The following is a 21507-nucleotide window of genomic DNA, read 5'->3' on the forward strand; positions in this document are numbered from 1 at the left end:
CCGATCCTGAAAGCACTGCTTCCGAGAGCACCGCAGACGCGACCATCGCGCAGGTGGCCGAGCGCGTCGAGGACCTGGCGCGGGTGATCGCCCGGCAGGCGCAGACCATGGACCGGCTCGTCGAGTCGGACCGCGCTCGCACGAGACAGGCGGCTTCCGGGGCCGACCTGCCCCTGCTCGTCGACTTGTTCGGTCTGTTCACCGACGCCACCACGTGCGCGGCCGACGCCGACGACGGCGACCGAGATGCGTTCACCGCGCTCGCCACCGGACTCGACCGGATCATCAGCGGCCGCGGCGGCGTCCTCATCGTCCCGTCTCCCGGCACGCAGTTCGACGCCCGGACCATGGAGGCGATCGACGTCGTCGAGGTCGACGACCCCGCCGCGGATCGGACGGTCGCACAGGTCCTGCGCCCGGGACTACAGGTGGGTGACCGTTCGGTTCGAGCGGCAGCGGTCGTCGTCCATCGCCTCGGAACGAGGCTTCACCCGGCCGGATAGGCGGCCTCGAAGGCCCGCACCGCTGACCCGACCCCCGGATAGACGCTGTCGGCCGACACGTCGGCCATCACCCGCGCCGTCTCCAGCGACTCCCGAAGTTCCGGGGTCACGCCGGCCAGGACGAAATGGGCTCCGACGGAGTGCACGTAGTCGATGAGATTGCGGAGCACGGTCGCGGCGGAGTAGTCGACGTCGGAGATCACCGAACAGTCCAGCACCAGCCAGCGAACCGGATCGGGTGCCGCCTTGATCAGGCCGATGACGTCGTCGCTGAAGCGCCCGACGTTGGCGTAGAACAGGTCCGCGTCGTAGCGGAAGACGATGAGGCCCGGCATGGTCTGGCGGCCGGGCTTCACACTCTGGTAGCGGCGCTGCCCGTGGTCGCCGACACCGACGACGAACCGTTCAGGCCGATACTGGCGGCGGTTGATCTGCAGCAGCGACATCACCATCGCGGCGACGATGCCGGTGAGCACCCCGAAGCCGATCACCGCTCCGGTGGTGAGGACGGCGATCACGAACTCGACGCGGCGGATCTTCCAGATCCGGACGAAGCCGCGCCAGTCGATCAACTCGACGCCGACGACGAACACGATGGCCGCGAGCACCGCGTCGGGAAGTTGCCCGAGGGGTCCGGACGCCATCGCGACCACCAGCAGCGTCACCATCGCCATGGTCAGGTTGGCCACCTGTGTCCGTCCGCGCTGCTGGTCGACGATCGCCGTCTTGGTGGGGCTGCCGTTGACCACGAATGACCCGGTCAGCGCCGCGGAGACGTTGGCCGCCGACAGTCCCAGGATGTCGCGGTTCACGTCGACCGCGTCACCGTGCCGCTGCGCGAAGCTGCGGGCGGTGGCCGCGCTCTGCGCCAGAATCACCAGCAGACAGCCGAAGGAGATGGTCAGCACCGTCGGGAAATGCGCGACCACCTCCGACAGCGGCGGAAAGCGGATCGACGGAACACCGGCGTCGACCGGGCCGATGGTCGGCACCCACCGGTCGAGGTCGAATGCCATTACGGCGACGATCGATCCGACGACCACCATGATCGGCATCGGCAGCGACGGCCGGAACCGTTTCACCGCGATCAGCCCCACCAGGGTGATCCCGGCGAACACCATCGCGGGCCAGTGCACGTCGCGCAGATCGCCGAGCACCGCGATCCACTTGTTCACCACCCCGGTGACGTCGTGCTTGGGCAGGCCCAACATTCCGGGGATTTGTTCGGTGAGCACCAGCACGCCGACGCCGGCCAGGAAGCCGACGAGCACCGACGTCGACAGGAAGTCGCCCAGAAAGCCGAGTTTCAGCACCCACGCGATGAGCAGCAGGCCCCCGGTGACGAGCGCGATGAGCCCGGCCCAGGCGAGCCACTCCGCACTGTCGCGCTGCAGTCCCACGACGCCGAGGCCTGCGATGCCCGAGGCCAGCAGGGCGGCGGTCGCCGAATCGGCGCCGACTACCAACAACCGCGACGCACCGACCAGGGCGAAGACGATCGCAGGGACGATCAGCGAGTACAGGCCCGCGCCGAAGGGGACGTGCGCGATGGAGCTGTACCCCATCGCCTCCGGAATGGCGACGGCTGCGAGCGACGCCCCCGCAAGGACGTCGGCTCGCAGCCAAGAACGCTGATAGCCGCTCAGCGCGGGCGGGAGAAACCGTCGCAGACGGTCAGTGGCCACGACGAATCCACTCGTCGAGGTCACCTGCCTCCGCACCTACCGTGGTCTCGTCGCCGTGACCGGTGCAGACGCGTGTCTGCTCGTCGAGCACCAGAATCCGGTCGCGGATCGACGCGATGATGTCGTCGAAACTCGAGAACGACCGACCGGTGGCACCGGGGCCGCCCTGGAACAGGGTGTCTCCGCTGAACAGCACCTTCTCCGACGGCGCCCAGATCACGCACGACCCCGGCGAGTGACCGGGGGTGTTGATCACTTCGAGTGCCTGGCCGCCGACGACGATCTGCTGGCCGTCCGACAGCTCGCCGTGCGCAACACCCGGATGGGTCTGCTCCCAGAGCATCTCGTCGGCCGGATGCAGCAGGATCGGCGCACCGGTGGCCTCGGCGAGCTCGGGTGCGACGCCGATGTGGTCGTTGTGCGCATGAGTCAGGACGATGGCGACCACCTTCCGGTCGCCCACCGCGGCCAGGATGGGCGCGGCGTCGTGCGCGGCGTCGATGATCACCGCTTCGGCGTCGTCGCCGATCACCCAGATGTTGTTGTCGACATCCCAGGTCCCGCCGTCGAGCGAGAACGTGCCCGAGGTGACGACCCGATCGATGCGGAGGGCGCCGGTGGAATCGGGGCTCACAGCTCCACCACCGATCGCAGGACGCGGCCTTCTTCCATGGCCTTGAACGCCTCGTTGACGCCGTCGATGCCGATGCGCTCGGTGACGAACTTGTCGAGCGGCAAGCGGCCCTGCAGGAACAGGTCGATCAGCATCGGGAAGTCGCGCTCGGGCAGGCAGTCGCCGTACCAGGACGACTTCAGCGAACCGCCATGGCTGAAGAAGTCGACCAGCGGCATCTCCAGGCGCATCTCGGGAGTCGGCACGCCGACCAGCACCACGGTGCCTGCGAGATCGCGGGCGTAGAACGCGGTCTGGTAGGTCTCCGGACGTCCGACCGCGTCGATCACCACGTCGGCGCCGAAGCCGTCGGTCAGTTCCTTGATCGCCTCGGCGACATCGGCCACGGCCGACGCGTCGACAGTGTGCGTGGCTCCGAGATCGGTGGCCCAGGCCAGCTTGTTGGGGTCCCGGTCGACGGCCACGATGGTGGTGGCCCCGGCCAGCTTGGCACCTGCGATCGCGGCGTCACCCACACCGCCGCAGCCGATCACGGCCACCGAGTCACCGCGGCCGACATTGCCGGTGTTCATCGCAGCGCCGAGACCCGCCATGACGCCGCAGCCCAGCAGGCAGGCGACGGCCGGATCGGCATCCGGATCGACCTTGGTGCACTGCCCCTCGTGGACGAGGGTCTTCTCGGCAAACGCCCCGATGCCCAGTGCGGGCGAGAGTTCCGTGCCGTCGGTGAGGGTCATCGGCTTGCTGGCGTTGAAGGTGTCGAAGCAGTACCACGGGCGACCGCGCTTGCACGCGCGGCACTCACCGCAGACGGCGCGCCAGTTGAGGACCACGTAGTCACCGACTTCGACGTGGGTGACGGCCTCGCCGACCGACTCGACGATGCCTGCGGCCTCGTGGCCGAGGAGGAACGGGTATTCGTCATTGATGCCACCGGTGGCATAGGCCAGGTCGGTGTGGCAGACCCCGCACGTGCTCACCTTCACCACCACATCGTTGGCTCCGGGCTCGGGGATCACGATATCGACGAGTTCGGTCGGTGCGTTCTTGGTGCGGGAGATGACTCCCTTGACGACGGTGGGCACAAGGCCTCCTATTTCTTTAGCCGAGGGCGGCGATGAGTTCTGCCTTCTTCATCGACGAGTATCCCTTGATTCCGGCTTCCTTGGCCGCGGCGCGCAGATCTGCGACGGTCTTCGACGCATTCGGCGACTTAGCGGCGGGCTTGGCTTCCGACTTTGCTGCGGGGGCTGCGGCAGCAGGCTTCGGGGCGGCGGGCTTGGTGGCCGCTGCCGGCTTGGGTGCGGCTGCGGGCTTGGGTGCGGCTGCGGGCTTGGCGGTGGCGGCAGGCTTGGGCGCTGCCGGCTTGGCGGCGGGCTTCGATGCTGCGGGCTTCGGCTCTGCGGGCTTCGGCTCTGCGACGGCCTTGGTGGCAGGCTTGGCAGCGGCAGGCTTCACGGCGGCAGGCTTCACGGCGGCAGGCTTGGCGGCTGCAGGCTTCGTTGCTGCGGGCTTCGATGCTGCAGGCTTCGTGGCAGCAGGCTTGGCGGCCGCGGCGGGCTTCGCAGCGGCGGGCTTGGCGGCCGGGGCAGGCTTCTCGGCCTTCTTCTCAGCCTTCTCCGCAGGCTTCTCGGCAGCCTTCGCAGGAGCGGCCTTCTGGGCCAGCTGGGTGCGGGCGAGAACGGCGTCGCGCAATGCCACGACTTCACCGGAGAGGCGAGTGATCTCCTGCTCGAGTCGTCGGATCAGCCCTTTGTTCTTCTTCTTGGAACTCATACTGGTGTCCTCCACAAATCTTTCGGCTCCAGCCGGAGTCTCCGACCGGCTCAATTGTGACCTTACTGGGATAAAAGCAGAGGAAGCGACTCGCGGATATCACATACTCGGCGCAGACCGAGAATTCCGCATCACGTTGCGGCGAAAACCTTCTCGATGCGGCAATCCGAATCGAGAACGACGACGTCGGCCCGCCGTCCCGGTATCAGGGCGCCGATGTCGGCCCGCCCGAGAATCCTCGCCGGATTCCCCGAAGTCATTGCCGCACAACCGATCAGAATCTCGTCCGTGATCTCCCCGCTGCGGCCGACCAGTCCCGCGACGGTCCGGGCGAACAGCCCGCCCATGGTCGCCGTGCTGCCCGCGATGGCTCCGGTCTCACCGATACGGGCCACCCCGTCGCTGACGGTCACGCCCAGCGAACCGAGACGGTAAGCGCCGTCCGGCATTCCGGCCGCGACCATCGCGTCGGTCACCAGCGCGACACGGTCGAAGCCGACGGCGCGCTGGACGTCACGGACCAGCGCCGGGTGCAGGTGGGTGCCGTCGCCGATCAGTTCCACCACCACGCGGGGATCGTCCATCAGCGCCAACGGCGGCCCCGGCTCGCGGTGCATCAACGGCGCCATCGCATTGAAGAGATGGGTCGCCACCCGGGCTCCTCGCCCGATGGCTTCGCGCACTTGGTCGTAGGTGGCGTCGGTATGCCCGATGGCCACCGTGACCCCGGCAGCCACGAAGCGGTCGATCGCCGCCATCGCTCCCGGGAGCTCGGGCGCCAGCGTCACCATCGCGACCGTGCCCTCGGCGACGTCGAGAATTCGATCGATCTCATCACTGGCGGGGCTGCGCAGTGTCGCGGGATCGTGTGCGCCGCAACGATCGTGGCTGATCCATGGGCCTTCCAGGTGGATGCCCGCACTGATCCCGGCACGCACCTGCGTGCGCAGTCGTTCGACAATCCGCAGCAGGTCGGCGGGCGCGGCGCTGACGGTGCTGGTGACGGTCGTCGTGGTGCCGTTGGCACGATGAAAGTCGGAGGCCCGACGAACTTCGTCGGGGTCGCCGTCGGTGTACGACGCACCACCGCCACCGTGTACATGCATGTCGACGAATCCGGGAACCGCCGTGCCGCTGGGGAACTCGTGATCAGCGCGCTCGTTGGGTTCGCCCTCGCCGACCTCGACGATGATCCCGTCGACCGACGCGATCCAGCCCGGCCGAAAAACTGTGTCACCGGAGACCACGGTCCCCGCGCTGATGACCATCGTCTCGCCCACGAGTAGACGCCTTCCGTTCCATTCGCACGTACCGGGTCGGTCGTCCCGAAGTTTAATCCGACGACCGCGCCGCAGGTCGACGAATGACGTCGCATGTCCCTTGACCTGGTGTCATCCGAAGCGATGAACTACGTCGCCCGTACACCCGAACATGCCGCCTGAGCGTTACATAAGAGTCGATACCGGCGATTGTTACAGCAGAACACCGATCCGTTCCAGGTTTCGGTCAGTGCCGCACGAAATTACCGCAGGAGCACCGATGAACTACCCGCCGCAGGGCCCCCCGCCGCTCGGACCCCAGTACCCGCCGTCCGGATATCCGACGGGTCCGCAGCCCTTCGGCGCCACGGCTGCGCGCGACCGCAGCCGTCGTCGGCTGACCTGGATCCTCGCGGCCATCGTCGCGGTCCTCGCGCTGGTGGTGGGACTCGGTGCACTGAAGCTGTATAGCGACAAGACCGGCAAAGACCTGTTCCCGTCGTTGACCCTGCGGTCGGCCGACGAGGCCGGCCCCGACCCGTTCACGTCGTCGGTGGCACTCACCCGGCAGAACGGCACGCTCCGGAATCGCGCCCCCGTTGCGGTTCAGCAGGGCGTTCAGGTGGTGAACGGCACCGACCCCGGGCTGTACGCCACCGGCGGCACCGCCTCCTGCGACGTCGCCCGGCTCGGCAATGAACTGAGCGCCAATCCGGCCGCCGGTCGCGCCTGGGCCAGTGCCTTCGGGATCGGTCCCTCCGACATCCCGTGGTACCTCAACACGCTGTCACCGGTCATCCTGACCGCCGACACCTGGGTCACCAACCACACCTACACCGGCGGTGTCGCTCGCCCCTTCCAGTCCGTGCTGCAGTCCGGCACCGCGGTTCTGGTCGACGGCGCAGGCGTCCCGCGCGTCCAGTGCGCCTGCGGCAATCCGCTGCTCCCGCCCTCGGCAGCGCCCATCGGCGGCTACCGCGTCCACGGCCACCCCTGGCACAACTACCAGAGCCGTCAGGTCACCCGCATCACGACGGTTCACGAGCACGTGACCACCGTCAACAACACGACCACCATCGTCAACAACCCGGCACCGGCGCCGATCGCTCCGCTGCAGGTCACCAACATCATCAACAACGCCCTCGAGGCGCTGACCGTGGGCGGCACCCTGGAACTGCCGGAAACCCCCGCTGACGTCCAGCTTCCGGATCCGGTCCAGGCCAACGCCGCACCGACGTTCGAGAACCCCACGGACGCCGCGCTGGCAGGTGTGGAGCCGGGGACCACGAACGTCGTTCAGGAAGTCGCGGAGCGAGCTGCCGCGAACAACGACGTCCCGCAGACCGCTGCTCCGTCTGAGGAGACTGTCAGCAATCAGCCGGGCACCGAGAGTGCCGTCACCGAGCCGAGCGTGCCCGTACCGGGAGCCCCCGAGGTCCCCAGCAGCGCGACGGAGGACGCCTCGACCGATCCGTCGATCACGATCCCGGGTGCGCCGCAGCCGACCGAGTCCACCACGACTCCCGCGGAGACCACCGCACCGTCAACGGACACCAGCACCACGGACACGAGCACCCCTGTCCCGGAGACCAGCACTTCCACCTCCGCAGCACCGACGCCGACGTCGTTCAGCGGGTCGGGCGACGTGATCGGGTCGCTGAGCTTCACCGATTCCGGCTCATCGGTCACCTGCACGGTGCCGTCGACGTTCGAATCGAGCACGATCACCGCAACCTGCTCGGACGGCACCGACCGCTCGTTCTCCACGAGTTCGCTGACACAGAGCGGCGTGAGTGCTGCCACGTCCGATTCGGTGTGGACGGTCAGCACCTCGAGTGGCGAATCGTTGACCGTCAGCTCTGCCAGTTGGCAGACGGCGGCCAGCTGATCGAGCCTGCCGATCACTGATCACCAGGTCCCCGCGAGCTATGGCTCGCGGGGACCTGCGTTTTCCGGGAGGTCGAGCGCCACGGTGTTCTCCAGCAGGCATTAGAGACGCAAAGTGAGTTCAGTCTCGAATGTTGCCCACTCGCTGCGCGCAGCGCAACAGTGGACGCAACAGGTTCACTACCGCAGCTCGACATCGGAGGTCTTCATGAGCTCATCAACGTGGTTCGCAGCAGTCCGGCACCCGGCACCCGCCGACTTCGAGCAGTGGCTCGAGGCCAAGGCCGCCGATGGCCAGATCCTGGCCGGCTACTCCCGCATCAGCCCCCTGCGGATGACATTCACCGAGTCCGCGCCCGCGCAGATGCGGTACGTCGTCGAGCGCCGCGAGAACCCCGCCCCCATCGACTACTTCCGCTTCCGCGAGGCCGACGGCTGGGAGCATGTCGGCAACGCCTCGGATTTCCACGTCTGGAGCCGCCAGTACACCGGACAGCGTCCCGACGGCTTCATCGGCGCAGACCTCAACCGCGAGGCGTCGCGGCTCGGCCTGATCCTGGCGATCGTCGCGGCCGTCACGCTGATCGCCGCGGTGGCCCTCGGCGCCACGTCGGTCGCCGTCAGCGCCTCGGCCGCCCTGTGGGTGCCTGCAATCGTCCTCGGCGTCGTCGGCCTCGCGGCCACGACCGGCGCCGCCGCCTTCGCCGTCTCCGAACGGACGGCGACGGTGCAGTCCCACTCGACGAACGCGCTCGTCGACGCCTGACCACGGTCGCAAACGACCACCGACAGTCCCGAGTCTCGACTCGGCGCATTCTGTCGGTGGTCGTTGTTATTGTTGGGCCATCCGCGTAGGAGGTCCACCATGAAGGGCATATCCGACGACTTCTCGGAGGTCGCATTCGACGCCTCGATCGACCGCGTCTGGGTTCGTTTCCGCTGCGAGCTCGCCGATCGCCTCGACGTCATGGGCACGGATCGGCCTGTCACCGTCTACGCGCTGTGGACCGAGATGTTCGGCCCGCAGCCGACGATCGTCTTTCACCACACCGCCAACCATCGCCTGCGCCTCACCATCGCGAACCAGGACCTCTACCCGTACGGGCCCGAAAGCGAGCAACGCGTCGGCTTGCTGACCGGTGAGGGGTGGCGTGCGCTGCGCGACGACACGTGCATCCGCGAGTTCGCCCAGCGGCGAGTCGACGACGCCGCGCTGGCTGCGCAGTTCGCCCTTCGCGAGGTGTGGGGTGTCCCCGACCCGACCTACCTCGTCTCCGATCACGCCGACGTTCTCCGGACGTTCATCACGCCGCATGCCGCGGCGCGCGAACCGAAGATGCGATAGCGAAGATGCGCTAGCCCCGGCGGTCAGCTGCAGCCGTCGGCCGCCGACAGCCGACCGAGATACCGCTCGCGTTCGGCCGCCGTCAGCGGTCCGGTGGCGTCGCAGATCCAATCGTGCGCCTGGTCGGGTTCGGTGGTCTGCAGGTACACCACACCGGTGCCGTCACCCGCGACCGGATACCCGGGACCGTCGCCCGCATCGGTCGGAATCACCCAGCGCGAGACCGTCCCCGAGCCGCCGAGGACCGGTGAGATCGCCAACCCCTCGGTGAGGGTGCCGTCAACGCCGATACCGAACTCGACGATCTCGCGGGTCTCGGTTCCGACCACCAGGCGGTCACCCGAGCGGCCGATCGTGTCGGCATGAACACCGTCGGCACGGCTGACGATCTCCGGGGCCTCCCCGCTGAGCTTCCAGACGACGAGATCGTCGCCGCCCACCACGAGGTACTCGGCATCGCGCGCGAACAGCACCGTCGGGACGGGCCCTTCGGTGGGCAGGACCGCCGGGCGCGACGCACCGTCGGTCAGCACGTAGGCGTACGCGTTGCCGTCCTCGGATCCGACCGCCAACCGCGTTCCGTCGGCGGAGTAGCCGACGCTGCGGATCAGATCCGTCGGCCCGGTGAGCGGGTCGCCGATCGGCATGGGCTTCGCCGGATCCTGGACGTTCCACCGCTGGATGGAGGTGTCGGTGGAACCGGTGGCGAGTTCTCGTCCGCCCGGCGCGAACGCGATCGCGAAGGTGTACCGCGTGTCCAGGGCGAGCTGACCCGCGCGACGCGGGCGCTCCGGATCGGACACGTCCCACAGTTCCACCAGGCCGCCGTTGTTGTTGGCGGTGGCGATCAGCGTGCCGTCGGTGGTCATCGCCACCCGGGGACGATTGTTGGCCCGATTCTCGATGCCGATGCTCGACCGGCGCTGCCATCCGCGGTCGCCTCGGGTCCACACGTTCATCCGCGCGTCGGCGCCGACGGTGACGAGCTTGCGGCCCGACTGATCGACGTCGATGCCGCTGATCACCGCGCCACGGTCGGGCAGCAGACCCGCGGGGAGCGTCCATACGTCGACGTCGCCGTCCGAGCGGCCGACGGCGAGTTCGGTGCCGTCGGGGCTGAACGAGGTGCTCATCATCCGAATTGCTCCGGCGGCCGCCGAACGCTGCAGGTCCCACAGGGGCAACGGCTCGGCGGGCGTCGTCGTGTTCCAGACGCGCACCACGCCGTCGAGGCCCGCTCGAGCCAACAGCGGCTGCTGTGAGTTGGCTGCGACCGACCACGAGCCCGCGGTCACGCCGGCCAGCGCGGAGTCCTCCGGGCGGGGCGCACTAGGATCCGCGACATTCCAGAGTTGGACGTTGGCGCTGTCGCCGGTGACCGCGAGCACCTGATCGCCGGGCAGGAACGCCAGGCCGTGGGTGATGCTGGGGAATCCGGTGATCGGCGCGCCCGCGGGGCGCGGCTGGTCGGTGTCGGCGTCGGCCCACAGTCGGACCGTTTGATCCTCGCCGCCGGTGGCGAGGACGGTGCCCGCCGCATTGAAGGCCAGGGTGCGGACCGGTCCGTCGTGCCCGCGCAGGACGCTGGTCTGTTCTGGCGGTTCGTCGCCCGCCATCCGGTAGACGGTCACGGTCCCGGCGTCGGAGGTCGCCGCGAGATGACGGCCGCTGGGACTGAAGCGCGTCAGGTAGGCCGTGCCGGTGCCCGGTCGGAGGGTGGCGATCTGTCGGGGTGCGCTCGGGTCCGCGATGTTCCAGACACGGACGGTGCCGTCACCGCTCGCCGCTGCCACCAACCGGGCGGTCGGATCGAAGGTCACCGAAGTGACGAACGAACCGAATCCGTCCAGGGTCGCGACCTCCCGGAACGGGTGCTCACCGCCCGCGTCGCGCTCCCACAGTCGCACGGTGCGGTCGTTGCTGGCGGTGGCGAGCAGGCGGCCGTCGCGGGAGTAGACGACGTCGTAGACCGCACCCGAATGGCCGGGCAGCGACCGCGCCAGCGGCGACATGTACGAGGCCAGCACCCCGCTGCGCACCGCTCGGTCGTCGGGGTAGTGCTCGTCCGCGACGGCCAGGATCCGCGCGGCCAGCGACGGATCCGACCGCACCATGCCCTCGATGCTCGACAGGATCGCGGTGTGCTCGGCGGCGTTGCGCTGCGCGGCGAGGTCGGTGGCCTGGGTGACTGCGATGACGGCGGCGACCGCCGAGACCAGGGCGAGCACGACAACCAGGGCGATCGCGCCCACTCGGAGGCGGGTGCGGACGGACTGCTGACGATCGGCGGCGTCGAGGAAGCCGGGCGCACCGCCGGGGAGCAGCACCTGGCGGTGTTCGCCGAGGTCGGCGCGATGCGCCAGCGCGGTCTCCAGGCGCGCGCCGCGATACAGGTGGTCGGTGGGACGACCTTCCTGAATCCAGGCGTCGGCATCGGCACCCAGTTGCTGCAGCCACTGAATGAGGTCGGCGTCCTCGGCGATCCAGTCGGCCATCCGCGGCCACGACGACATCACGGCGTCGTGGATGAAGGTGATCGATTCCGCGCTGACCGTCAGCAGCCGGGCGTCGGAGAACGCGTCGACGATGCGCATCGCGGTGGGCGAGAACCGCTCGCGCAGTTCGTCGGGCGACATCGCCTTGCGCATCGGGGTCCGTCTCGGCCCGAACTGCATGAGCCCGAGCAGCAACGCCCGGGCCTCGTCGCGGTCAGCGGGATCGAGCGCCTCCCACGTCGTCTCGGCCGTCTCGGCGAGCGCGGAGGTGATGCCTCCCGCCTGGCGGTAGGCGGCGATGCTGAGGCGATTGCCGCTGCGCCGGGCCCACATCACCTGCAACGCGTGCGCCAGCAGCGGCAGTTGGCCCGCGCGGTCGCCCGCGGCCGACGACTGATGAAGGTCGTCGATCATCAGTTCGGTGAGGCCGTCGTCGATCCGGCCTCCCGCCAGCGCGACCGGTTCGTTGATCGCCTGGCGGAGTTGGTCGTCGGACATCTCGGAGACGATCATCGACCGCTCCTGCCACGCCTGCGCCAGCATCGGGTGCTCCACGCTGGGCCCGAAGAAGTCGGCGCGGATACCGAGGACCACCACGGCGCCGTTCGACTCCCCGTTCGCGTCGGTCAACGCCTGGACGGCGCCGAGAACGGCCTGCCGATCCGGCTCCTCGAGAGCGAAGATCTCCTCGAACTGATCGACGACCACCAGCGGAGCCTCAGCGGGGACCGGCGGTCCGGTGAGCTCACCGGCACCCACGCGAAGCGCGATCGCCTCGTTCCACGGGGCGTCGGCGCGCGCCAGCCCGGCGCCCAGCAGCGACGACTTCCCGGCACCGGAAACGCCCGTCACGATCACCACGCGCCCGCTGTCCGACGACCGTGCACGCTCAAGGATCGCGCAGAGCGCGGCGATGGTCTCGTCGCGTCCGAAGAAGCGGTCGCGGTCGGCGGCGCTCATCGGTGCGAGTCCGGGGAACGGCGCTTCGAGCCGATCGGCCGCCGGCTCGTGGTGCTTGCGCCACAGCCGCCGCCATTCGGGGAGCGGCATCAGGTCGTCCACCCCGGCGTCCAGGGCCCGTCGGTTGAGCCACATGATCAGCGGCAGCACGGTCTCGAAGTCACGGGGCACGTGCCGCCCATTGCGCCAGTCGCTGATCCGCTGCTGCGTCGCCTCCCCGCGTCCCGTGCGCGCGACCCCTTCCGACGCCGCGCGCAGCGTCGGCTTGCCGGCTAGGAGAAAGAGCCTCGCGAGCGCCGGACCGAACTCGCTTTCCGGCGGCGTGGTGGTCACGCTCCGAGATTATCGGAGGCCAGGCCGCCCGGCACGCCCGTATCGTCCGTGATGCACCCCGGATTCATCGCTTCTGATGCCCGGTTTCTCCGGTCCGGAGAATTCCTATTGCCCAGCTGACCTGGACTGATCATGGTCCGAGCGCCGGAAAGTTTTGTTTCGGCCAATCATCGGTACCTAGCGTGATATGCGACGCCGACCACGGCGTACACCGCACATCTACCGTCGGGGTAACAACCAATGACCAAGCGACTCACCGCCTTCACCGCCGTCCTGGCCGCGTTCTTCGCGACCGCCGCACTCCTTCCGGCCTCCGCATCGGCCGCCACCCACCAGACCCGCGAGGGAGTGACCATCGAGCTCGCCACCAGCCAGCTGTCGGTCAAGAAGATCGCTCCGCTCGACAGCTCGCCCACCTCGTCCGAGGCCCTCCTGTCCTCGGACGTCTACACCTCGCTGCGCGGCATCGAGGGCAAGAAGGTCAAGGCGACCCTCGAGGTCGGCTACCAGATCGGCTACCCGGTCTCCGTTGCACCGGGCGGCGTCAAGATCACCGCGCACACGCCGGACCTCACGCTGAGCGGCGGCGTCAACGCCAAGATCGAGCCCGACGTGTCGGTCTCCGGCACCGGCGGCGGCGCCTCGGTCGGCGAGGTCGGCCTCGAAGCCGGCGCGGAGTCGACCATCATCCCGGCTGCCGATCTCGAGTTCGAGGTCGCCGCAGGCAAGATCACCACCGTTTCGCTGGCCGAGATCGCTCTCACCAAGCCGACCGCGAACATCGTGCTGTCGGGAGTCGAGCTGCACGCGACCAACGCCGTCGGCCCGGTCTCGGTGCGCCCGTTCGCCAAGATCTCGGTGACCACCGAGAACGGCGTCTACGTCTACTACGCCTACGGAAAGACCAGCCGGATCTGATTTCGGCAGTCGCGGGTCGGTATCGGCAGACGCCGGTGCCGACCCGTCTTCATATGTCGGAAACAGCCTCGTTACAGCCATTTCACAGAGTCGGCGCATCTGATCCACAGCGTGGTCAAACCCACAAAGTGGGACTTCGGTTTCATTAGGAGGCCTCTCCGCCGATACAGTTGACCCCGGAATTGGCCCAGTGGACCGAAATTTGCGGTGTGCGCAGAGCCCAGCTCGTGCGGCGCACCAGTTGGGAGAACTACACATGACTGCTTGGGACAGCGATCTCCAGGGTTGCTACGACACTGTGATCCACCGCAACCCCGGTGAACCCGAGTTCCATCAGGCTGTTCAGGAAGTCTTCGAGTCCCTGAGCCCGGTCATCGCAAAGCACCCCGAGTACCGGGACGTCCTGACCCGCATGTGCGAGCCGGAGCGCCAGATCATCTTCCGCGTGCCGTGGATCGACGAGTCGGGCCAGGTGCAGATCAACCGCGGCTTCCGCGTCGAGTTCAACTCGGCGCTCGGCCCCTACAAGGGCGGCCTGCGGTTCCACCCCTCGGTCAACCTCTCGATCGTCAAGTTCCTCGGCTTCGAGCAGATCTTCAAGAACGCCCTCACCGGCCTGCCCATCGGAGGCGGCAAGGGCGGCTCGGACTTCGACCCCAAGGGCAAGTCCGACATCGAGATCATGCGCTTCTGCCAGTCGTTCATGACCGAGCTGTACCGCCACATCGGTGAGTACACCGACGTGCCCGCCGGCGACATCGGCGTCGGCGGCCGCGAGATCGGCTACCTGTTCGGCCAGTACAAGCGGATCACCAACCGTTACGAGTCGGGCGTGCTGACCGGCAAGGGCCTCTCGTGGGGCGGCTCGCAGGTGCGCCCGGAGGCCACCGGCTACGGCGCCGTCTTCTTCGTCAACGAGATGCTGAAGGCCAAGGGCGACTCGTTCGAGGGCAAGAAGGTCCTCGTCTCGGGTTCGGGCAACGTCGCGACCTACGCGATCGAGAAGATCCACCAGCTCGGCGGAACCGTGATCGCCTGCTCGGACTCCTCGGGCTACGTCGTCGACGAGAAGGGCATCGACCTCGATGTCCTCAAGGAGGTCAAGCAGGTTCGTCGTGCCCGCCTGAGCGAGTACGTGGAGCTGCGCGGCAACGGCACCCGCCTGGTCACCGAGGGCACCCTCTGGCAGGTCCCCGCCGACATCGCGCTCCCCTGCGCCACGCAGAACGAGCTCGACGAGGACGACGCGACCGCGCTGGTCAAGAACGGCTGCCAGATCGTCGCCGAGGGCGCGAACATGCCGACCACCCCGGAGGCCATCAAGGTCCTGCTGGCAGCGAAGGTCGGCTTCGCGCCGGGCAAGGCCGCCAACGCCGGCGGTGTCGCCACCTCTGCACTCGAGATGCAGCAGAACGCCTCGCGCGACTCGTGGAGCTTCGAGTACGCCGAGGATCGCCTGAGCAGCATCATGCGCAGCCTGCACCACAACTGCCTGACGACCGCCGACGAGTACAACGACCCGGGCAACTACGTGCTGGGCGCGAACGTCGCGGGCTTCGTGCGGGTCGCCGACGCAATGAACGCCCTGGGCGTCATCTAGGCGGTTCTGCGCGGCGTACGCGAGAACAATCGACTTCGGCATCGAGGTGGGCACGTAGCCCACTCTCGATGCCGAATTCTTTGGGCCGAACTCGTTGGCAGGGAGTTACCCCTTCGACTCCACCCGGTCGATGGCCTTGGTGAAGAAGGCGTTGAATGCCGCCAGGTCGGGGGTCCCGCCCTGCGACGCGTCTGACGCCTGCACGCTGACGAGGTAGCCGTCGACCTCGGCCAGACCCACGATCACCGTGCTGCTGGTCTTGACGTCGTTCATCACCATGGTGGCCTTCTGCTGGATCACGACGGCGTCGTCGGCCTTGGTCTTCGGCGAGCTGATCACCTTCGACGTGGCGGTCGCCTTGGCGCCCGCGGCCGGGCCGTCGGTGATCTCGATGGTCTGCTTGGCGCACTTGCCCGTCGCCGCCTTGCGCGCCGAGTCTACGCTTCTGCTGGACACGCTGACGGTCTCGGCCAGCACCGACGTGGTCTTCATCCCGATCAGGTAGCCGATCTCGTCGACCTTGATCTTGTCGGGGAAGGCGCTGAGCTGCGCGCAGCCCGCCGGCGTCACCTTCGCGGTCTTGATCCCCGTGGAGAACGATCCGGCGACCTTCTCGAGTTCGCCCTTGGGCACCTCCATCACCTGGTAGCCCGCGGGGAGATCCTTCTGGGTCAGCACCAGGCTCTGCGCCTTCGACCCGTCGGCGCCCGACTCTGCGCTCGACGTGGCCGCAGCCGTGCTGCTGCCGGGATCGGGTGCGTCGTCATTGTTGGACGTGCATCCGGCGGCCAGCAGCATCGCGGCGCTCGCGGCGGCCGTCACTCCGACAATCCTCTTCATGGTGTTCACAGGTGTTCGGTCCTTCTCTCACGATTCGACCGCATAATCCTGACGGACGGTGGTTCAGGCCCGATCACCGGTATCGGGTTTGTCACCCCTCAGACGGCAGCCTTGTCGACCGCCGCCGTCAGCACCTGCTCGAACAGCGCGGGATCGAGGTCGTCGGAGTCGTCGCGCGCCACCATCTGCACGGTCACCAGCAGATCGTTCACCACCGCGCGCCCCACCAGCAGCCTGCTGGAGCCGTCCTTGGATTCGTTCGACGTGGTGCTGTCGCTCTGCACGACCAGCAGCTGCCGCGCCTTACCCGCGGGCACGTCGAGCACGGTGTAGCGGGTGTCGATCCGGGAGTCCTTGACGGGGCCAGCGGTGACCTCGACCGCGACCCGAGCGCACTCGCCGGTCACCTGTCCGCGCAGTTTCACCAGGTCGCCGATACCGTCGCCCGGCAAGTCGGCGAGTCGTTGCACGGATTCGCTGATCGAGTACTTGGCGTCGGTCGCGACCATCAGGCCGCTGGTCTTGACGTCGATCTTCGAGGGCATCGAACCCGGCGCCACGCACTGCGACGGAGTCACCTCGACGCCCTTGACGGAATCGTGGAACTGATCGGCGACCTGCTGGATCTCGTCCTTGCCGAGTTTCACGACGGTCAGCCCGGCCGGGAGCTCGCCCTGAGTCAGGACCGCGTCGACGGCACGGTGCGCGTCGGGGCCGTCGTCGCTGCTGCAGCCTGCGCTCAGCGCTGCGACCGCGACGGCCGCCAACGCCGCGCCCGTGAGCCGAGCGGCCCGGCGTCCGGTTCCGGTTCCCATGCGTCTCCCTCACCCCGCGGGATCGTCGTTCCGATTCCCTGCCGTAACGAATGTACGTGGTGGCCCCGGCGTTCCGGTGCGTTCGCCCAGCCATTCGGTCACCGGTCGACCGCCGCACAGGTGGTCCGCCACCAGTCGGCCGACGCGATCGGCCGTGAGTCCCGCGTACCAGGCGTTGTCCGGATAGACGGTGACGACGGGGGCTTGGACGCACGGGAACAGGCAGCCGGTGATGGTGACGAGGACGTCATCGTCGTCGATGCCGCGCGCGTCGAGATCGGCGCTCAGCGCGCGGACCGTCTCCCCCGCCCCCTGCGCCGAGCAGCGCGGGCCGCGACAGACCAGCACGTGTCGGCCGAAACCGGGAACCTTCGCCCACAGCGGCGAGGTCAGCGGGGCGACGGCACCTGTGGCCGGCTTGCCGCCGTGATCGAGCGCCTCGGCGATCAGGTCCGCGTAGGCGTCGCCGTCGCACAGCGACGGACCGATCCGGACCTCCGGCACGTACGCGTCCGTCGGCCGCGACCGCAGCCAGTGGCCGACGACCCGACGGAACCAGGCGTCCATCGCGCGGTCAGCGAGCGTCTGACCGCTCAGCACGACCACCCGCCCGGCTCCGGCCGCGGCGGCGTCGTCGAGCGCTTCGGTGACGGTCGGCGAGGAACCGCCCAGGACTGCGGCGCGGAACTCGACGTCGGGTCGTCGTCCGCGCAGCGTCGCCAGGGCGGTGGCGAGTTCCCCGCCGGGATCGGCGCCGCGATCGGTCGGCGCGGTGACGATCACCCAGTCGGTCATCGCCCGGTCTGTAGTCGCCCGGTCTGCGGCACTCATGCGGGAACCCGACTTTCCGCGATCCGGTCTGCCGTGCCGCACGGCACCACCAGCGGACCGCCCGTGCTCGGGTGCACCAGCACCTGCGCCTCGATGCCGTAGACCTCGGCCAGCAGCGCAGGTGTCAGGACCTCGGTCGGGGTGCCGACGGCGTGCACGGCGCCGCGATGCAGCACCACCAGGCGGTCACAGAACATGGCGGCGAGATCCAGGTCGTGGATCGCCGCGACCACCGTCAGACCGAGGCGCCTTACCTCGCCGAGCAGGTGGAGTCCGGCAGCGACGTCCAGATGGTTGGTCGGCTCGTCGAGCACCAGCACCGACGGCCGCTGCGCGAGCGCGCGGGCCACCTGCGTCTTCTGCCGTTCGCCGCCGGAGAGGGTGTGCCAGGTGCGATGGCGGAGCGGCTCGAGCCCCAGCGTCGCGATCGCGGCGTCGACCGCCGCGGTCGCCTCCCCGAGGGGCCCCGCCCATCCGCCCGCGTGCGGGATGGTTCCCAGCTCCACGATCTGTTCGACGGTCAGTTCCAGCACCGTCGACGCATGCTGCTCCACTTCGGCCACGGTGCGGGCGAACTCGCGACGCCCGACGTCCCGGAGGTCACGGCCGTCAAGGAGTACGTGGCCGGCGTCGGGCCGCTGCCACCGGACCATCATCGACAGCAGCGTCGACTTGCCGGAGCCGTTGGGACCGATGATCCCGGTGAACTCACCGGAACGGGCGACGCAGTTGACGTCACGCAGAATGCGGCTGCCGTCGCGGGTGAAGTCGACGCCGCAGACCTCGATGGTCATTCAGATGCCTTTCTGTCGGCGCAGGAGCCAGATGAACGCGGGCACGCCGATCGCCGACGTCACCAGGCCGAGGGGGAGTTCGCGGGCGGGCATCAGGGTGCGGGCGACGATGTCGGCCCACACCACGATCAACGCGCCGGCCAGGATCGCGAGGGGCAGCACGCGGGCGTGCAGCGGACCGACGAAGAACCGCACCGCGTGGGGAATCACCAGGCCGACGAAGCCGATGATCCCCGACACCGACACCAAGACCGCCGTGCACAGCGAGACCAGCGCGTAGAGGGTCCAGCGGATGCGGGTGACGTCGGTGCCGAGCCCGGCCGCCGATCGTTCGCCGAACGCGAAGGCGTCCAGGGTGCGCGCGTGCCAGAACACCACGATGACGGTGAGGGCGGTGACCGCGAGGCTCAGCACGAGCGTGTTCCACCGGACCCCGGCCACCGAGCCGAGCGACCAGAACATCACCCGCTCGGCCGTCCCGTGCGGGCCGAAGTACACCAATCCCGAGCTGAGCGCGGCGGTCAGCTGCCCCACCGCGACGCCCGCGAGGATCAGGCGACCCGGGATCAGCGCCCCACCGCGCGTCACCGAGATCGCGAACACCAGCACCAGCGCCGACAGCGAGCCGAGGAACGCCGCCAGCGCGATGACGGGTCCGCCGGCCATGCTCCCGAGACCGAGTCCGGTGCCCAGGACCACCGATGCGCCCAGCGCCGCGCCGCCGGACATGCCGAGGATGTACGGGTCGGCGAGTTGATTGCCGGTCAACGACTGCAGCACCGCGCCGCACACCGACAGCCCCGCTCCGACCACCGCGGCGCCGACCACCCGCGGCAGTCGGAGGTCGACGACGATGTGCTCGTCGAGGACGTCGACGCCCGGCCCCAGCCCCAGACGCCCGAGGACCGCGTCGAACACGGTCCCGAGGGAGAGGTCGGCCGATCCGATCGCCACACCGAGCCCCATGCTGACCAGCAGCACGGCGGTGAGGCCCGCGACCGCCAGCGCGACGCCGGGCGTGCCGCGGATCTGTTCGCGCACGCGGTCGCTACTTCGCGAGCGCGTCCGACAGCCGCACGGCGCCGTCGATCATCCGCGCGCCGGGAGTGCTCTCGGAGAACGGGACCACCACGTACGACGCATGCTTGACCGCATCGAGATCACGGAGGGCGGGATCGGATTCCAGGTACTTCCGCTTCGCGTCGGCGGGATCCCAGTCGGCGTCGATCAGGACGATGACGTCGGGGTTCGCCTTCAGGACCGATTCCCAACCGGTGTCGGCCCAGTTGCCCGCCAGCTGGCGGAAGGCGTTGGTGGCGCCGACGGCGTCCATCACCAGCTGCGGTCCGCCGTCGCGGCCGCCGACCGACGGGCTGTCGGTCTTGGCGTCCCACCACATCACGGTCTTCCCCGCGCCCGCGTTGGTCTTCTTGAGTCTGTCGAGCGTGGCGCGCATCCGCGCATTCACCTGCTCGGCCTGCTCGGTGCGGCCGAACAGCACGCCGTAGTCGCTGGTCTCGCCCGCGACGGCGTCCCAGGAGGGTGCCGGGCGCTTGGACTTGTCGTCGCACCCGAAGGGTGAGACGTAGCTCGCGATGCCGAGGTCCCCCAGCGACCCCTGACTTCCCAGCGCCTTGTCGTCGAAGGCCGATGCGTACGACGCCGCGACCAGGTCGGGCCTGGTCTTGAGCAACGCTTCGCGGTCCGGGTACTTGTCGGAGAGGACCGTGATCTTGCCGTAGGCGTCGGCCCACTGCGGGGAGATCCGGTCGTCGAGGTAGGCGGTGCCGACCATCTGGTTCTCGGCGCCGATCGCCAGCGCCGACTCGGTGGCCCCCTGGTTGACGGTGACGGCGGCCGTGGCCGGGCCCGCCATGGTGATGGTCCGACCGCAGTTCTCAAGGGTGATGGTTGCAGCAGTATCGCCGGTTTCGGTGCTGCTGCAACCGGTCAGGGCTAGGACGACGGCCAGGCTCGCCGCCGCGGCGGATGTCAGCGCCGCAGACTTCAGAAGGGTACGCAAAGCGACCCCCTTTCCAGATCTCGTGGAATTTCGGGGTACGCCGCGGCCGGTCTCCTGGCTCAGCAGGGCTGCCGACGTCGTGCCTTCCCGGGTGCAAACACCCAGTGGCCGGAGACTTTCACTCCAGACGACTGTCGGACCTGCTCACAGTGGCGAGTCCGCGCCGGATTCTCACCGGACTTCCCGTACACCGTGACGTAGTGCGATGAGTGTATCGACAGAATGCGCACACGCCGATTCGTGCGTCGTGCAGAGGGGAGCCGGCAGGGCTAGAGCTCACCCAGCGCAGCGGTGAGCTGGTCGGTGCCGGCAACGTCCAACGCGCTCCGCAGTGACGTCTCGAGCTCGCTGACCTGACGGCGCATCTGCGCGTGGAGGTCGCGCCCGAGGTCGCTGATCCGGACCTCGACCTTGCGCCGATCGGTGGCACTCGGTGTGCGATACACCAGCGAACGAGTCACCAGGCGGTCGACGGCTCGGGTCAACGAGGCGCCGGAGGCGAGAGTCGAGACCGAGACCTCCGACATCGTGGCGCCGTCGGAGGAGTCGAGACCGTCGAGGATCAGCCACTCGTCGACGGTGAGGTCGTACTGCGCGCCGATGGCGGTGATCGCAGCCGTGGTGGCCTGCGCGCCGAGGAGAAGATTCTTGATGAGTTCGGTGGAGGCGACAGTCGCTACGGAAACCGGGGCGGGCGCGGTGGCGTCGCTCATCTGGCACCTCGTACTGATTGTTCCGACTCGTTGATCTGCCCTCTAGCAGGACTTACACTACAGACTAGTCCAGTCGCGGTGTGAAGCACCTCAAAG

At 68.6% G+C, this 21507-nt stretch carries 19 protein-coding genes and 1 riboswitch; of the genes, 6 read left to right on the forward strand and 13 right to left on the reverse strand.

The genetic code is table 11. From position 1 onward, the window contains the following. On the forward strand, positions 1–503 hold a 503-nt coding region (gene grpE, locus GX543_RS04410; RefSeq protein ID WP_366929053.1), incomplete at its 5' end, for a nucleotide exchange factor GrpE. On the opposite strand, the gene GX543_RS04415 is transcribed toward grpE, so the two are convergent. From GX543_RS04415 to GX543_RS04435, 5 genes are all read right to left on the reverse strand, one after another. Then, a complete protein-coding gene (locus GX543_RS04415; RefSeq protein ID WP_290850070.1) occupies positions 488–2188 on the reverse strand; it encodes a SulP family inorganic anion transporter in 1701 nt (566 codons plus the stop codon). The two genes, grpE and GX543_RS04415, sit on opposite strands and share 16 nt — an antisense overlap. After that, positions 2178–2822, reverse strand: coding sequence for an MBL fold metallo-hydrolase (locus tag GX543_RS04420; RefSeq protein ID WP_290850071.1), 645 nt, complete (start codon positions 2820–2822; stop codon positions 2178–2180). Before GX543_RS04420 ends, GX543_RS04415 begins: the two co-directional genes overlap by 11 nt. Next, positions 2819–3907: an S-(hydroxymethyl)mycothiol dehydrogenase gene (locus GX543_RS04425; protein ID WP_290850072.1), complete on the reverse strand. Its 1089-nt coding sequence runs from the start codon at positions 3905–3907 to the stop codon at positions 2819–2821. Before GX543_RS04425 ends, GX543_RS04420 begins: the two co-directional genes overlap by 4 nt. Positions 3908–3923: 16 nt before the next feature. After that, positions 3924–4598, reverse strand: a complete 675-nt coding sequence (locus GX543_RS04430) for a Rho termination factor N-terminal domain-containing protein (protein ID WP_290850074.1) — start codon at positions 4596–4598, stop codon at positions 3924–3926. 131 nt (positions 4599–4729) lie between these two features. Further along, entirely contained in the window at positions 4730–5878 is a 1149-nt protein-coding gene (locus GX543_RS04435) for an N-acetylglucosamine-6-phosphate deacetylase (protein WP_290850075.1), read from the reverse strand. 259 nt (positions 5879–6137) lie between these two features. Here GX543_RS04435 and GX543_RS04440 point away from each other — a divergent pair, with 259 nt between their 5' ends. The 3 genes from GX543_RS04440 to GX543_RS04450 all read left to right on the forward strand — a co-directional run bounded on the left by GX543_RS04440 (position 6138) and on the right by GX543_RS04450 (position 9089). After that, entirely contained in the window at positions 6138–7745 is a 1608-nt protein-coding gene (locus tag GX543_RS04440) for a DUF6777 domain-containing protein (protein ID WP_290850076.1), read from the forward strand. Positions 7746–7952: 207 nt separating this feature from the next. Then, the gene (locus GX543_RS04445; protein WP_290850077.1) at positions 7953–8510 is read left to right on the forward strand and encodes a DUF2812 domain-containing protein; all 558 of its coding nucleotides are present in this window, start codon (positions 7953–7955) and stop codon (positions 8508–8510) included. A gap of 99 nt (positions 8511–8609) precedes the next feature. Next, positions 8610–9089: a hypothetical protein gene (locus GX543_RS04450; RefSeq protein ID WP_290850078.1), complete on the forward strand. Its 480-nt coding sequence runs from the start codon at positions 8610–8612 to the stop codon at positions 9087–9089. Between the two features lie 23 nt (positions 9090–9112). On the opposite strand, the gene GX543_RS04455 is transcribed toward GX543_RS04450, so the two are convergent. Further along, positions 9113–12877, reverse strand: coding sequence for an AAA family ATPase (locus GX543_RS04455; protein ID WP_290850079.1), 3765 nt, complete (start codon positions 12875–12877; stop codon positions 9113–9115). 240 nt (positions 12878–13117) lie between these two features. On the opposite strand from GX543_RS04455, the gene GX543_RS04460 reads away from it, so the two are divergent. Both GX543_RS04460 and gdhA read left to right on the forward strand, forming a co-directional pair. Next, complete coding sequence (locus GX543_RS04460) at positions 13118–13795, forward strand: MspA family porin (RefSeq protein WP_290850080.1); 678 nt, start codon at positions 13118–13120, stop codon at positions 13793–13795. Between the two features lie 256 nt (positions 13796–14051). Continuing rightward, complete coding sequence (gdhA, locus tag GX543_RS04465) at positions 14052–15395, forward strand: NADP-specific glutamate dehydrogenase (RefSeq protein ID WP_290850081.1); 1344 nt, start codon at positions 14052–14054, stop codon at positions 15393–15395. 105 nt (positions 15396–15500) lie between these two features. Here gdhA and GX543_RS04470 read toward each other — a convergent pair whose 3' ends face one another. The 7 genes from GX543_RS04470 to GX543_RS04500 form a co-directional block, all read right to left on the reverse strand. Next, positions 15501–16217: a hypothetical protein gene (locus tag GX543_RS04470; RefSeq protein ID WP_290850082.1), complete on the reverse strand. Its 717-nt coding sequence runs from the start codon at positions 16215–16217 to the stop codon at positions 15501–15503. A 116-nt stretch (positions 16218–16333) separates the two neighbouring features. Continuing rightward, positions 16334–17050: a hypothetical protein gene (locus tag GX543_RS04475; protein WP_290850083.1), complete on the reverse strand. Its 717-nt coding sequence runs from the start codon at positions 17048–17050 to the stop codon at positions 16334–16336. 9 nt (positions 17051–17059) lie between these two features. Continuing rightward, positions 17060–17845 carry a (2Fe-2S) ferredoxin domain-containing protein gene (locus GX543_RS04480; RefSeq protein WP_290850084.1) on the reverse strand — a complete coding sequence of 262 codons (786 nt, stop codon included), beginning with the start codon at positions 17843–17845 and terminating at the stop codon, positions 17060–17062. Positions 17846–17877: 32 nt separating this feature from the next. Further along, a complete protein-coding gene (locus tag GX543_RS04485) occupies positions 17878–18675 on the reverse strand; it encodes an ABC transporter ATP-binding protein (RefSeq protein ID WP_290850085.1) in 798 nt (265 codons plus the stop codon). Continuing rightward, entirely contained in the window at positions 18676–19716 is a 1041-nt protein-coding gene (locus GX543_RS04490; protein ID WP_290850086.1) for an iron chelate uptake ABC transporter family permease subunit, read from the reverse strand. A 7-nt stretch (positions 19717–19723) separates the two neighbouring features. Continuing rightward, on the reverse strand, positions 19724–20698 hold the full coding sequence (locus GX543_RS04495; protein ID WP_290850087.1) for an ABC transporter substrate-binding protein: 975 nt from the start codon (positions 20696–20698) through the stop codon (positions 19724–19726). A 26-nt stretch (positions 20699–20724) separates the two neighbouring features. Next, a riboswitch (cobalamin riboswitch) is annotated at positions 20725–20908 on the reverse strand. A gap of 59 nt (positions 20909–20967) precedes the next feature. After that, on the reverse strand, positions 20968–21411 hold the full coding sequence (locus tag GX543_RS04500) for a MarR family transcriptional regulator (RefSeq protein ID WP_290850088.1): 444 nt from the start codon (positions 21409–21411) through the stop codon (positions 20968–20970). Positions 21412–21507: the final 96 nt, after the last annotated feature.

The organism is Gordonia sp. (in: high G+C Gram-positive bacteria), from assembly GCF_012515855.1.
In the GTDB taxonomy this organism is placed as follows: domain Bacteria; phylum Actinomycetota; class Actinomycetes; order Mycobacteriales; family Mycobacteriaceae; genus Gordonia.

Coding starts and splice junctions, on each gene's coding strand:
- GX543_RS04460 (WP_290850080.1), top strand. CDS start 13,118: ATGACCAAGCGACTCACCGCCTTCACCGCCGTCCTGGCCGCGTTCTTC.
- GX543_RS04475 (WP_290850083.1), bottom strand. CDS start 17,050: ATGGGAACCGGAACCGGACGCCGGGCCGCTCGGCTCACGGGCGCGGCG.
- GX543_RS04500 (WP_290850088.1), bottom strand. CDS start 21,411: ATGAGCGACGCCACCGCGCCCGCCCCGGTTTCCGTAGCGACTGTCGCC.
- GX543_RS04450 (WP_290850078.1), top strand. CDS start 8,610: ATGAAGGGCATATCCGACGACTTCTCGGAGGTCGCATTCGACGCCTCG.
- GX543_RS04445 (WP_290850077.1), top strand. CDS start 7,953: ATGAGCTCATCAACGTGGTTCGCAGCAGTCCGGCACCCGGCACCCGCC.
- gdhA (WP_290850081.1), top strand. CDS start 14,052: ATGACTGCTTGGGACAGCGATCTCCAGGGTTGCTACGACACTGTGATC.
- GX543_RS04440 (WP_290850076.1), top strand. CDS start 6,138: ATGAACTACCCGCCGCAGGGCCCCCCGCCGCTCGGACCCCAGTACCCG.
- GX543_RS04480 (WP_290850084.1), bottom strand. CDS start 17,845: ATGACCGACTGGGTGATCGTCACCGCGCCGACCGATCGCGGCGCCGAT.
- GX543_RS04430 (WP_290850074.1), bottom strand. CDS start 4,598: ATGAGTTCCAAGAAGAAGAACAAAGGGCTGATCCGACGACTCGAGCAG.
- GX543_RS04485 (WP_290850085.1), bottom strand. CDS start 18,675: ATGACCATCGAGGTCTGCGGCGTCGACTTCACCCGCGACGGCAGCCGC.